Genomic DNA, 12957 nt, shown 5'->3' with positions numbered 1-12957 from the left:
AAGTGGGTCGACATGTCGCCGCTTGCAAGTCATTAGATACAAGCAGCCGGATGCGGGGTTGTCCAATGCACAGCGGGGGGCGGGCGCAGGCGAGGGTGCCAGGGGGATGGGTGTTGCGGAAACGTTTAGCCTAATGTTTCTTGATTGAACGGTCAGTCAAATATGTATTTCAGGCTTTTTCCTGTAGGCTGCGTGCTGTAAGTTTGAAGGTCGTTTTCCCAGGGAGCTGAACATGCAAGGCAAGGCACGCAAGATCGTCCAGGCCATCCTCTACGAAGCCATCGCCGTGGCCTGCGTGGCGCCGGCACTGGAACTGGCGTTTGGCGCCGGCATGGCCCAGTCGACCGTGTTGTCGATCCTGATGTCGGGCATCGCCATGAGCTGGAACATGGCCTACAACTGGGCCTTCGAGCGTTGGGAGGCGCGCCAGCACGCGCGCGAACGCACGTTCCTGCGGCGTCTGCTGCATGCCCTGGGTTTCGAGGGCGGGTTGGTGCTGATCCTGCTGCCGCTGGTGGCGTACTGGCTGGATGTCAGCCTGTGGGCAGCGTTGCTCACCAACCTGGCACTGTTCGTGTTCTTCTTCGCCTATGCCTTCGTGTTCCAGTGGGGCTTCGACAAGGTCTTCGACGTGCCGCTGTCGGCGCAGCAAGCCAAGTGTTGACTTGGCCAAGCCAGGCGGGATAACTTCCCTACCCATGAACACCTTCCCGCACGTGAACGCCATTATTATTACCGCCATTATCAGCTTGGCGGGCTAGCGCGTACGTGCACCGAACCCGCCCTGGAGGCGGGTTTCTACTCTCTGACTCCTGGGCAACGTGAAAAACAGCCAAGGAGTTGCAATCGATGACCAGCCTCAACGTCAGCCCTCGTACACCGTCCACCCCGCAGCAACTGCTGTCGGAACAGGTGCGCCGCATTCTGTCCGCGCCGGTGTACGACCTGGCCATCGAGACCCCCTTGCAAGCCGCACCGGCGCTGTCTGCCAGCCTCGGCAACCAGGTGCTGCTCAAGCGCGAAGACCTGCAGCCGACCTTCTCGTTCAAGATCCGCGGTGCCTATACCCGGCTGTCGCGCCTGAGCGCTGCCCAGCGCGAACGCGGTGTGATCACCGCCTCCGCGGGCAACCATGCCCAGGGCGTGGCCCTGGCGGCAGCGCACCTGGGCATGAAGGCGACCATCGTCATGCCCACCACCACGCCGTCACTCAAGGTAGAAGGGGTGCGCTCCCGGGGTGGCCACGTGGTGCTGCACGGCGAGGGCTTCCCCCATGCCCTGGCCCACGCGCTGAAACTGGCCGACAGCGACGGGGCGACTTTCGTGCCGCCATTCGACGACCCGGACGTGATCGCTGGCCAAGGCACTGTAGGCATGGAAATCCTGCGCCAGCAGCCGGGTGCGCTGGACGCGATCTTTGTACCGGTTGGCGGTGGCGGGCTGGTCGCGGGCATTGCCGCCTACGTCAAGTACCTGCGCCCCGAGGTCAAGGTGATCGGTGTCGAGCCGGAAGACTCCAACTGCCTGCAGGCTGCCATGGCGGCGGGCGAGCGGGTGATCCTGCCGCAGGTCGGTACCTTTGCCGATGGCGTGGCGGTGGCGCAGGTCGGTGCCCATTGCTTCGAGCTGTGCCGGCATTTTGTCGATGAAGTGGTGACCGTCAGCAGCGATGAGCTGTGCGCCGCGATCAAGGACATCTACGACGATACCCGCTCGATCACCGAGCCCTCTGGCGCCCTGGCCGTGGCCGGGATCAAGAAGTACGTGGCCCGCGAGGGCGTGCAGGGGCAGACCCTGGTGGCCATCGATTCTGGCGCCAACGTCAACTTCGACCGCCTGCGCCACGTGGCCGAGCGTGCCGAGCTGGGCGAGCAGCGCGAGGCGATCATCGCCGTGACCATCCCTGAACAGCCCGGCAGCTTCCGGGCCTTCTGCCAGGCCCTGGGCAAGCGCCAGATCACCGAATTCAACTATCGCTATTACCCAGGCAAGGAAGCGCGCCTGTTCGTTGGCGTGCAGACCCACCCCGTGCACGACCCGCGCGAGCAGCTGCTGGCCAGCCTGCGCGGGCAGGGCTACAGCGTGCTTGACCTGACCGACAACGAACTGGCCAAGCTGCATGTGCGCCATACCGTGGGTGGGCATGCCGCGCCGGGGGCCGATGAGCGGGTGCTGCGCTTCGAGTTCCCCGAACGGCCGGGGGCGCTGCTGGGCTTCCTGGAGCGGCTGGGCAAGCGCTGGAACATCAGCCTGTTCCATTACCGCAACCATGGCGCGGCCGAAGCACGCGTGTTCGCCGCGCTGGAAGTGCCGGCCGACGAGCAGGCCAGCTTGCCCCAGGCACTGGACGAGATGGGTTACCGCTACTGGGACGAAACCGCTAATCCGGCTTACCAGCTGTTCCTGGGCTAACGTTGCTCTGGGTCAACATCCTGTTGTTTGAACGGGCGGATCCTCACTGGCAGACAGACCTGCCAGGAGGATCCGGTCATGAGCAGCACCTTCTTCATCCCGCCCGTCAATATCATGGGCATCGACTGCCTCGACGAGGCCATGACGGCGATTGCCGGTTATGGCCTTCGCAAGGCGCTGATCGTCACCGACCAGGGCCTGGCCAAGGCCGGCGTCGCCGCCCGTATCGGGCGCATGCTGGCCTTGCAGGATATCGACTCGGTGGTGTTCGACGGCGCCAAGCCCAACCCCAGCATCGCCAACGTCGAGGCCGGCCTTGCCCTGTTGCAGCGCGAGCGCTGCGACTGCGTGGTGTCGCTGGGCGGTGGCTCGCCCCATGACTGCGCCAAGGGCATTGCCTTGTGCGCCACCAACGGTGGGCATATCAGCGACTACGAGGGTGTCGACCGCTCGCGCAAGCCACAGTTGCCGCTGATCGCCATCAATACCACGGCGGGCACGGCCAGTGAGATGACCCGTTTCTGCATCATCACCGACGAGCGCCGCCACGTGAAAATGGCCATCGTCGACCGCAACGTCACGCCGATTCTGTCGGTCAACGACCCGGCGCTGATGGTCGCCATGCCCAAGGGGCTGACGGCGGCCACTGGTATGGATGCCTTGACCCACGCCATCGAGGCCTATGTGTCGACGGCGGCCACGCCGATCACCGATGCCTGCGCGCTCAAGGCCATCAGCCTGATCAGCGAGAACCTGCGCCAGGCCGTCAACGACGGCAACGACCTACAGGCGCGGGAGAACATGGCCTACGCGCAGTTCCTGGCCGGCATGGCGTTCAACAATGCTTCGCTGGGCTATGTGCACGCCATGGCGCACCAGTTGGGTGGTTACTACGACTTGCCCCATGGCGTGTGCAATGCCGTGCTGTTGCCCCATGTGCAGCGTTTCAATGCCAAGGTCAGTGCCGCACGCCTGCGCGATGTGGCCAAGGCCATGGGCATCAAGGTCTGTGGGCTGGATGCGGAGCAGGGCGCGGGGGCGGCGATTTCGGCCATCGAGCACCTGGCTTTGGCGGTGGGCATTCCGGCGGGGTTGGCGGAGCTGGGGGCCAAGCTCGAGGATGTCGGCATCCTGGCGCAGAACGCCTTGAAGGATGCCTGTGGCCTCACCAACCCGCGGCCGGCCAGCCAGGATGAGATCGAGGGGATTTTCCGGGCGGCATTCTGATCGACAGGGCCCATTCACGGACACGCCCGCTCTCATAGAACAACACATAACTCTTTGATTTAGCTGAGGTCTTGTGGGAGCGGGCGTGCCCGCGAACACCGGCGAAGCCGGTGCCATGCACCGCGTCGCATGCTTCGCGGGCACGCCCGCTCCCACAGGGTAAAGCGGCGCTTGCTGAGGCTTTGTTCTCTGCGCGACAGCGCAGCCCAAAGGGCTGGGTGATCTCCCACAGGAAATGCGCAATGCTTGTGGGTGCGGGCGTGCCCGCGAAGAGGGCGACGCGGTCTTCAGCGCTCACGCATGAAGAACCCGGCCACATACTTGCGGAAGGTCTCCAGGCTCTTGAAGTCGGCATAGCGCTTGAAGTTCTCGGCATCGGGCTCCGGCCCGATCGGCTTCTCCAGCAGCGACACCGACAGCACCCGGTCCTGGTCCGAGGTCAGCACCAGCTCGTCCATCACCTGGCCACCGATCACCGGCCTGCGCATCTGCACTTTCACGCCTTTGCTGGCCATCCAGTCGATCAGCGACACCAGCGCCTTGAGTGGCTCGCGCTCTTCATCGCGGTACACCGGGAACATCTGCGCGCGCGACAGCACCGGCACGCTCGCCACGTGGATCAGTTCATAGAAGTGGCTGCCCGCCGTGGTCGGTGAGTACAGGGCCAGCGCCAGCAGCGGGCCAGACGTTCGGCTGCCGCCCCAGTACAGATGATGCCCCTGGAAATCGAAGCCGTCTTCGCTGCGGTTGTTGAACAGCTTGCGCCCCTTGATCTGGTCGACGCAGTCCAGCAGCAGGCCATGGCGGCGATGGTTGCCGAACACCTTGGCTTCGCGCAGGCGGGACTTGAGCATCATCATGTGCTTCATGTCCAGGCGGGTTTCCAGGTAGTTGCCGGCTGGTACCCGTTCGAGCAGCGGGTAACGGCTGGCGACGCTGCGTAGCTCGGCGAACTGGCCGGTGAGGTCTTTCTTAAGGTGCGTGGCGTACAGGTTCAGGCCGCTGGTTTCGATCCAGGTCAGCAGCAGCGACAACAGGCGCTGCTGTTCGCGGCGCTCGTTACTGTCTGCCGCACCGGTACTGGCGTCGCTGGCGCTGCGGTAATCACCGATCAGGCGCAGCGGTGTATCGGGTGCCAGCCAGGCAGCAGGCGCGACGGGTTCGTCCTCACGCTCGTTGGCTTCGCGCTCGTCCTTGGTGAACGGGCAGCCGGGCGCATGTTCGGCAGTGCCCGGGTTGTTTTTCAGAAACAGCGTGCCGGTGCTGCCATTGAGGGTGACGTTGAGCACCGGCAAGGCATCTTTTCGGCAATCGCAGGCCAGCCACTGGTTGGCGCTGCGCACCTTCATCAGCAACTGGTTGGCCTGCAGCAGGCGAGGGCCGGCGAGGCTGCCGGTGGCGAAACCGACCAGCAGTTCTTCCTCGGCCGGGGTCAGGCTGCGCACCTGCGCGGCGGTTTTGTCGATGATTCGCATGAAGCAGCTCCAAGCTACGAGCCTGAAGCTTCAGGCAAACGCGCCGCGCTTTCAACTTGTCGCTCAACTATTACTGAACATCTTGGCGGCCCGGGCGCGGATTTCGTCGGGGGTCAGGTCTTCCTTGTGGGTGGAGACGAACCAGATGTTGCCGAACGGGTCTTTCAGGGTGCCGCTGCGGTCGCCGTAGAACTGGTCCGTCACCGGGTGCAATTGGGTGCCGCCTGCCGCCAGGGCCTGGGCGTAGACCTTGTCGCAGTCTTCGACATACAGGTGCAGGCCGACGCCGGCACCGGCGAGTTTCTGGCTGGCGGTGAGGCCGCCTTCGCGGTCGCAGGGGTCGCCGAGCATCAGCGAAGAATCACCGATGCGCAGTTCGGCGTGGCCGACGGTGCCGCCCGGGCCTTCGAGGCGGAACATCTCGGTGGCGCCAAAGGCCTGCTTGTAGAACTCGATGGCCTTGGCGGCGTTGTTGATGGCCAGGTACGGGGTGATGCTGTGCTGGCCATCGGGAATGGGTTTGACTGCCATGTTCGACGCTCCTTTGCTTGGGGCGCCGGTTGGCGCCCTGTTGCCTTAGAGTCGTTTGCACCGATGGAAAATCGACAGGGTTGCTAGATCTATTTCCTATAAGCGCAGCCGTCAGAAGATGTAGTCGGTGGTCAGGAAGGTCGATTGGCGGTTGCGGATGATCTCGCTGATCAGTGCCTTGTTGGCCTCCTGGAAGCGGGTTGCGACCAGGGTGCGGATGGAGAATACGCGCAAGGCATCGTGCACCGACAGGGTGCCTTCGGCGCTGTTCTTGCGGCCGTTGAACGGGTAGGTGTCGGGGCCGCGCTGGCACTGGGCGTTGAGGTTGATGCGGCCGACCTGGTTGGCAAAGATGTCGACCAGGCTGCCGATGGTCGCCGGGTCGTTGCCGAACAGGCTCAGTTGCTGGCCGTAGTCGGAGTCGAGCACGTAGTCGATCACGGTCTGCAGGTCGCGATAAGGCACCACCGGTACCACCGGACCGAACTGTTCCTCGTGGTACACGCGCATGTCGCGCCTCACCGGGTAGAGCAGGGCGGGGTAGAAGAACGAGCCGCGGCTCTGCCCGCCACCTTCGTTGAGCACCCGTGCGCCCTTGGCCGTGGCATCGGCCACCAGCTGGTCGAGGTAATCGACCTTGCCCTGTTCCGGCAGCGGCGTCAGCGCAACGCCCGGCTCCCAGGGCATGCCGGGCTTGAGCGCGGCGAGCTTGCGCTGGAACTTGTCGAGGAAGGGCTCGATCACGTCCTCGTGGACGAACAGGATCTTCAGCGCCGTGCAGCGTTGGCCATTGAACGACAGCGCGCCGGTCACGGCCTCTTCCACGGCGTTGTCCAGGTCCACCTGGGGCAGGACGATGCCGGGGTTCTTCGCGTCCAGGCCCAGGGCTGCACGCAGCCGGTGCGGGCGGGGGTGCAGTTTTTTCAGGTCGCTGGCGGCCTTGTGGGTGCCGATGAAGGCGAACACATCGACCTTGCCGCTGGCCATCAGCGCGCTGACCGTTTCCCGGCCACGGCCGTAGATGACGTTGATCACCCCCGGCGGGAAGCTGTCGCGGAACGCTTCGAGCAGCGGGCGGATCAGCAGCACGCCGAACTTGGCCGGCTTGAACACCACGGTGTTGCCCATGATCAAGGCCGGGATCAGCGTGGTGAAGGTTTCGTTGAGCGGGTAGTTGTAGGGGCCCATGCACAGCGCCACGCCCAGCGGCGCACGGCGGATCTGGCCGAGGGTGCCTTGTTCGAGCTCGAAGCGGCTGGAGCGGCGGTCGAGGTCCTTGAGGGCGTTGATGGTGTCGACGATGTAGTCGCAGGTGCGGTCGAATTCCTTTTCCGAATCCTTGAGGTTCTTGCCGATCTCCCACATCAGCAACTTGACCACGGCGGTACGCTGCTCACGCATGCGCGCCAGGAAGCGCTCCACATGCTGGATGCGTTCGGCCACGCGCATGTTCGGCCACGCGCCGCGGCCTTTGTCGTAGGCGTTCACTGCGGCGTCCAGGGCGGTGAGGGCCGTGTCGGCGTCGAGCAGTGGCGCGCTGCCGAGCACCACCTGCCGCTCGCCGTCCGCTTCCTTCAGCCACACCGGGCTGCGCACCGTGGCCAGTGGCCCGTCCCAGCGCCTGAGTTCACCGTTCACGAGGTAGTCGCGTTGTTCCAGCGGGTTCCCGAGACGCCAGTTTTCGGGAATGTCGCCGGCGGCAGGAAACAGCGAATCGAGCAGATGGTCCATGGGTACTGCACCTCACGTGTCTGGGCGGGTGAAACGCTTCAGCTTCGAGCATGCACCCTGGGCAAGAAAAACACCAGTCTGGCTCAATATTGCGCGTGCCGCGCCGATACAACGACAAGCGCCCACACCTGCAGGCTTATGACCCCGTCCAATTCCCCGATGACCCACGAACCGATATCGACTGCTGGCACGGTGCGTCGCGCCCTTCGCCGCCTGTTGCCGGTCGGCGTTTCCCTGGCCGGTATCGGCGTGTCCATGGCCCTTGGCCACGTGGACATCCAGCGCCAGCAAAGCCAGCAGGATGCGAGCCTGTTCCACTCGCCGCTGTTCTGGTTCGCCCTGACCTGCAGCGGCCTGCTCAGCCTGTTCATCGCGCAGATCAACCGCAAGCAGCGCCAGCTGCACCAGCGCAACCGCGAACTGCAGCGCTCGCAGGCGCAGCTGGAACGCCTGGCGCATTACGACACCATCACCGGCCTGCCCAACCGGGTGCTGTTCCAGCAGCAGTTGGCCGAGGCCACTGCCGAAGGCCATGGCCTGGCCGTGCTGCTGCTGGATATCGACGGTTTCAAGCAGGTCAACGACAGCCTGGGCCACGCCATGGGCGATCTGCTGCTGCAGCAGGCGACCGCGCGTTTTCTGCAGGAACTCGACACCGGCGACCGGGTGTGCCGGCTGGGCGGCGATGAATTCGTGTTCATGCTCCAGGGCACCCAGGGCCAGGTCAGCCACCAGCTTCGCCAGCTGCTGCGCTGCTTGCAGCGGCCGTTCGACCTCAATGGCAATGCCGCGCTGGTGACGGGCAGCATCGGCCTGGCCTGGTGCCCGCAACATGGCGCAGACGCTGGCAGCCTGCTGCGCCATGCCGACACTGCCATGTACGCGGCCAAGGAGGGCGGGCGCAACGCCTGGCGCCCCTATCACCCGGACATGACGGCACGCCTGCACCAGCGCCTGGAACTGGAGCGCAACTTGCGCCGGGCGTTGCAGGACAACGAGTTCGAGTTGTGGTACCAGCCGAAGGTCGACCTGTTCAGCGGTCAGCTGGAAGGGGTCGAGGCCTTGCTGCGCTGGCGTGATCCGGAGCATGGGCTGATCCCGCCTGGTGAGTTCATCCCGCTTGCCGAGCGCACCGGCCTGATCATCCCCCTGGGGGAGCGCGTGCTCGACCTGGCCTGTGCGCAATTGGCCGCCTGGCGCGCCTCCGATTGCCTGCCGGGGCCCCTGGCGGTCAACGTGGCGGCGTTGCAGATCGAGCGCAGCGACTATGTCTCGAGCCTGGCCATGGCCCTGGAGCGCCATGGGCTGGCCCCTAATCTGCTGGAAGTGGAAATCACCGAGAGCCTGCTGATGGAAAGCCAGCAACAGGCGTGCGCGGCGCTGGCCCAGCTGCAGGCCATGGGCGTGGCCACGGCGGTGGACGACTTCGGCACCGGTTATTCATCCCTGGCCTACCTGCGCGCCTTGCCCATCGACCACCTGAAGATCGACCGGGCGTTCATCAAGGACCTGCCGGATGACGACGATGCGGTGGCCATCGCCCGGGCGATCATCGACCTGGGGCATGCGCTGGGCTATCGCATCACTGCCGAAGGGATCGAGACCCAGCAGCAATATGACTTCCTGCGCAATGCCGGCTGTGACCAGGGCCAGGGCTACCTGCTGGGGCGGCCGATGCCGGCCGCCGAATTGCAGAAATGGGTGGTGGGCAACCCGCTCAGGGCGCGCCTGCCCCGTTAGGTCGGGCGCTCGAGTACCAGGTTGAACAGCTCACGTGCCGGGCGCTCGAAGGCCTGTTGACGCAGTAACGGGTTAACGTCGATCACGGTCAGGCGGCGCCAGAATTCCACAAGGGCCCGCCGCGGGCGGGAAGCGAACGGTTCGAGATCGAGCAGTTGCCTCAGGTCTCGTCGATACTGCAGCGGCAGGCGCTGCCAGAGTGCCTGTTCGCCGGGGCCGGTGCCCTCGAAAAACTCTTCATAGTCGCTGTTGTCCACCAGCAGGTCCACCTGATGCGCTGCGTTGTAGGCTTCGACTTCAACGAGCATGCGCGGGCTGAGCCATGGGCTTTCAAGGTGCATGGCCTGGGCGACCTGCTGCGGCACGTGAAAATTGGCAGGCAACTGTTGCAGCTGGTTATCGGCCAGGTCGATGGTCACGGGTGTGCGGGTGATACTAGCCAGTCCGCGCGGCAATTCGGTCAGTGAACAGTTGTCGAGGAACAGCGTGTACAGGCCTGTTAGCCGGCTCAGGTCGGGCGCGTGCAGCAACGGGTTGCTGCCCATGTCCAGCACGCCCAGGTGGGTGAGTTGGTCGAGCATCTGCTGGGCGTTGTCATCCCAGGTGATGCGGTTGTGGTCGAGGTCCAGCCAGGCCAGCGCCTGGGGATTGGCCAGGCGAGGCAGGCGATTGAAGCGGCAATGACTCAGAAGCAGACGCTTGAGCCTGGGGAAGCGTTCGTAGAACTCGGCGGGTAACTGGCTCAAGTGGCGGTTGCCCTCGAGCGACACATGTTCAATGTGAGTGAATTCGTCCGGCAATGCCAGGCTGGCCAGGTCGCGGTCCTCCAGATCGAGGCGCGAAAGGTCAAGGCTGAAGATCATCGCATCGTGGCCCAGCGGCAGCCTGGACAGGCGTCGCCAGGCATTGATGATGCGAGCAACGGCCTCCTGGCGCCGATGAGGGTAGTGCGGGTCGGGGCGTGCCCACTCGCCGAGGTCGCGGCGCAGGGTCTCCAGGCGCCGTTCGAGGTTGCGCATCTCCATTGCGGGTGAGCGCCCTTGCAGTTGCCAGTCATCCCTGGCACGGAGGTAATCCTGATCAGTCGCGGTGGGGTACAGGCGGCGGTAGCGGGTTGCCGGTGGGGCTTTTAGAAAGTCGCCACTGGGCACCGCCTGGCGGCCGCCTTGCAGCCCCGCGCGGGCACTTCGACGCCGCGCACCTGCGCCCCACAGGCGCTGAAGCAGGTCACTGCGCCGGGGTTCGGTCCAGGCCAGTACACGCTGACGCAGGGTGTCGCCATCCGTGGCCGTGACACTCAGCGCCTCGCGACAGGCGCTTGGCAATGCCTGTTCGACTGCCCGGCACAGGTTCTGATCCTGGGGCGCCGGGGCAGGTCGTTCACCCAGATCGGCCTCATAACCCTCGGCGGCCTTGATGACCCTGCAGACCCTGCCGGCCAGGTTACTCCCCACGCTGTCGAGCAACGGGCCTTGCGGGCTACCGGCGCGCAGCTCGAGGCGCAGGTCCGCAGGCCATTCAGGCAGGTCGTCGAGACAGCTGAACAACAGCCGCTCACTGTCGGTTGTGCCTTGCAGGGGCACCATCAATTCTTCCAGCGCACGTACCAGCGGCCATTCAGGGTGACGCTGCAGCAGAAGTTGCCCGGCCTCGTCCTCGAGGGGGGCGACCTTGGTGCGCGTTGCGATGCGCTTCAAGGTGCCAAGCAATAGCGACGGCGCCGGTTGGCCCTCAAGGTGCACCTGGCGCAAGCGGGCTGCGTCGACACCGCAGATGCGCCCGGCCAGCTCCAGTTGCTCCGGCGTATAGGCCGCGTAAGCTTCGCCCAGACGTTTTGCCAGCACGGTGAATGGCCACTGCTGCGGTTGTTCATGGGCCGCGCGCCAGGCGCCCTGACCGTTATGCTCCAGCGGCGGCTGGTAAGCATCCGGTGCTTCGGGATGGACAATTCGCCATTGCTGGATGTCGGGGTCGAAACGTTGTTCGTAGAGTTCACCTTCCATGCGTATGTAATGGCTGCCGTCATGCAGGTACTGGCCCTGCGCATCAGGCTGCAGCCCTTCCGGGAGTTGCCGGGGGCTGCGATAGGGCTTCAGGTCGGGCTGCCAGAGGCGGTAGCGGCCGTCGCTGCTGCGCACTTCCTGCAGGTTCTCCAGCAAGGGGCTTTTGAACAGCTTCGGCACGATGCGCCCTGCCGTTGCCAGGCCACCGATCAGCGCCAGGTTCAGGCCGACGGCTTCGAGGTGCTGCATGGCCAGGTGGCGGTCTCCTTCGTGCCAGGCTTCATAGCCTTCGTAGACTTCACCGAGCAATTGGCAGGCGGTGACGGCCAGCATCAGGGTGCCGATGGCCGGGATGAAGAAGCCCGCCACGTTGAGCATGTCCAGGCCGAGGTTTTCCCATTGCTCGAGGCGTTTGGCACGGGCCTCGGCATCGGCCAGGGCAGTGGGCACTGCGAGGTGTCCGGCTTCGCTTTTCAGGCGGGCCAGGTGCAGGTCCTGATAAAAGCCGAAGGGTTCGCCGCTGATGGCCTGTAGCGTGATGTGCAGGTCGGCCGGGTTGCTGTTGTCCAGGTTCTGTTGCAGCAGGTCGAGCAAGCGCGGCTGGTCAGCCTGGCTCAGGTAGGCCTGGAAGCATTGACGGTTTTCTGGCTCCCGCAGCCGGGTTGCCAGCACCTGGTTGAGGGCATCCAGATCGGCGCAGTCGTGCAGGGCAGGGGCGTTGCCGGGCAAATACAGCAGCCAACCGGCGTGGCCAGCATCGATCAGCATCACCTCGTGCAACAGGATGCCGAACAGGGTCAGTTGCCAACACGCTACTGCGCCGCCTTGCAGCAGCAGCTCGACCTGATCGCGGGCCTTGCCGTTCAGTTCCTGGCGCAGGTAGCCCAGGTCCGCTGCCAGGCGCAGACGGTCCTGTTGCACCTTAATGCCCTGGGCGCGCACCTGGGGCGCAGTGAAACACTGCTGCAGGTGGGCCTGGTAAGCGCCACCGAGGTCGAGTTCGCGGCAGGCTTGGGCAAACGCCTCGGGCGTGAGCGCCAGGCGCTCGACCTGATACTGCTCCGATGCCAGCGCAACCTGCGCGGTTGGCGTTTGCGGGCCCGTCACGACCCTGCCATGCACCGTGATGGGCGTCACATGGATGGCGCCGCTGAGGGCGATGGCGCTTTCGCGGGTGAACGTCTCGTCATCGGCAAAATTCTGCAATGCAGCCTGCAGTAAATTGTCACGGCGGTGGCTGTAGAGGTAACCCAATGCGCTCCAGTTCCAGCTGCGTTCGACGCGTAGCAGTTCGCTGTCGCGCAGGGGGGCCGTGAAGCCGAGTTCGGTCAGGCGTGATTGCAGCTTCGGCTCGGCAAACTCGGTGATCTGCTTCAGGCATTCGAGCAGACGAGCCAGCCTGGCTTGTGAGCGCAGCAGGCGAGTGTGGCTGGCCTGCACGGCTTCTCGCAGGTCAGGCGCGGCATTGTTGTACCAGTCTTGGTCAAAGGCCTCAAGGCGCTGGCTCTGGCGCAGCGCTTGCCAATGTGCGGGTGTGTTGTGGTGGGACCAGACGGGCAGTTGCGTTGTGATCAGTTCTTCATGGGGCAAAGCGGCAGTTGGGTTGGCCATGGCGAGGCTCCTTCGGGGAAAGGGGCCATCAGGCAGTATGTGCAGTCGTTTGCGGTGGTAATGGAGTAGCGCAAGTTTCAATGCATTGGCACACGGCTGATATATAGCAAAAGCAATACTTGAGGCGCCCCCGTGCGAGAAAATTGGCGCCATTAATTACATTGCGATACTGTCAAAATGCCGCTTGCCAAGCAGCGTACCTGCATCTTAAATTGTTACTGAATGTG

Annotated in this window: 8 protein-coding genes; 4 read left to right on the top strand and 4 right to left on the bottom strand. The window is 64.5% G+C overall.

The annotated features are described in order from the left end of the window. Positions 1-232: 232 nt before the first annotated feature. From CAF78_RS26600 to yiaY, 3 genes are all read left to right on the top strand, one after another. Positions 233-664, top strand: a complete 432-nt coding sequence (locus CAF78_RS26600) for a PACE efflux transporter (protein ID WP_085679764.1) — start codon at positions 233-235, stop codon at positions 662-664. Positions 665-849: 185 nt separating this feature from the next. Next, positions 850-2412, top strand: coding sequence for a threonine ammonia-lyase, biosynthetic (gene ilvA, locus CAF78_RS26595; protein WP_085679767.1), 1563 nt, complete (start codon positions 850-852; stop codon positions 2410-2412). 78 nt (positions 2413-2490) lie between these two features. Next, positions 2491-3639, top strand: coding sequence for an L-threonine dehydrogenase (gene yiaY / locus CAF78_RS26590; RefSeq protein ID WP_085679787.1), 1149 nt, complete (start codon positions 2491-2493; stop codon positions 3637-3639). A gap of 287 nt (positions 3640-3926) precedes the next feature. Here yiaY and CAF78_RS26585 read toward each other — a convergent pair whose 3' ends face one another. From CAF78_RS26585 to CAF78_RS26575, 3 genes are all read right to left on the bottom strand, one after another. Further along, complete coding sequence (locus CAF78_RS26585) at positions 3927-5114, bottom strand: hypothetical protein (RefSeq protein WP_085679789.1); 1188 nt, start codon at positions 5112-5114, stop codon at positions 3927-3929. Positions 5115-5177: 63 nt separating this feature from the next. Then, complete coding sequence (locus CAF78_RS26580; protein ID WP_085679791.1) at positions 5178-5645, bottom strand: VOC family protein; 468 nt, start codon at positions 5643-5645, stop codon at positions 5178-5180. Positions 5646-5756: 111 nt separating this feature from the next. Next, entirely contained in the window at positions 5757-7376 is a 1620-nt protein-coding gene (locus CAF78_RS26575) for an NADP-dependent glyceraldehyde-3-phosphate dehydrogenase (RefSeq protein ID WP_085679793.1), read from the bottom strand. Positions 7377-7514: 138 nt separating this feature from the next. Between CAF78_RS26575 and CAF78_RS26570 the strand changes: the two genes are divergently transcribed. After that, positions 7515-9116 carry a bifunctional diguanylate cyclase/phosphodiesterase gene (locus CAF78_RS26570; RefSeq protein ID WP_085679795.1) on the top strand — a complete coding sequence of 534 codons (1602 nt, stop codon included), beginning with the start codon at positions 7515-7517 and terminating at the stop codon, positions 9114-9116. Here CAF78_RS26570 and CAF78_RS26565 read toward each other — a convergent pair. Beyond that, entirely contained in the window at positions 9113-12730 is a 3618-nt protein-coding gene (locus tag CAF78_RS26565; protein ID WP_085679796.1) for a dermonecrotic toxin domain-containing protein, read from the bottom strand. The genes CAF78_RS26570 and CAF78_RS26565 overlap by 4 nt on opposite strands. Positions 12731-12957 lie beyond the last annotated feature (227 nt).

Origin of the sequence: Pseudomonas sp. R28(2017), assembly GCF_002112505.1 — a bacterium.
Lineage (GTDB): Bacteria > Pseudomonadota > Gammaproteobacteria > Pseudomonadales > Pseudomonadaceae > Aquipseudomonas.
Note: the sequence above shows the minus strand (reverse complement) of the source record. Positions and strands in the feature narration are given on the sequence as shown.

Excerpts from the sequence above, each read along its gene's own strand:
- CAF78_RS26600 (WP_085679764.1), top strand. The coding sequence starts at position 233 with ATGCAAGGCAAGGCACGCAAGATCGTCCAGGCCATCCTCTACGAAGCC.
- ilvA (WP_085679767.1), top strand. The coding sequence starts at position 850 with ATGACCAGCCTCAACGTCAGCCCTCGTACACCGTCCACCCCGCAGCAA.
- yiaY (WP_085679787.1), top strand. The coding sequence starts at position 2,491 with ATGAGCAGCACCTTCTTCATCCCGCCCGTCAATATCATGGGCATCGAC.
- CAF78_RS26585 (WP_085679789.1), bottom strand. The coding sequence starts at position 5,114 with ATGCGAATCATCGACAAAACCGCCGCGCAGGTGCGCAGCCTGACCCCG.
- CAF78_RS26580 (WP_085679791.1), bottom strand. The coding sequence starts at position 5,645 with ATGGCAGTCAAACCCATTCCCGATGGCCAGCACAGCATCACCCCGTAC.
- CAF78_RS26575 (WP_085679793.1), bottom strand. The coding sequence starts at position 7,376 with ATGGACCATCTGCTCGATTCGCTGTTTCCTGCCGCCGGCGACATTCCC.
- CAF78_RS26570 (WP_085679795.1), top strand. The coding sequence starts at position 7,515 with ATGACCCCGTCCAATTCCCCGATGACCCACGAACCGATATCGACTGCT.
- CAF78_RS26565 (WP_085679796.1), bottom strand. The coding sequence starts at position 12,730 with ATGGCCAACCCAACTGCCGCTTTGCCCCATGAAGAACTGATCACAACG.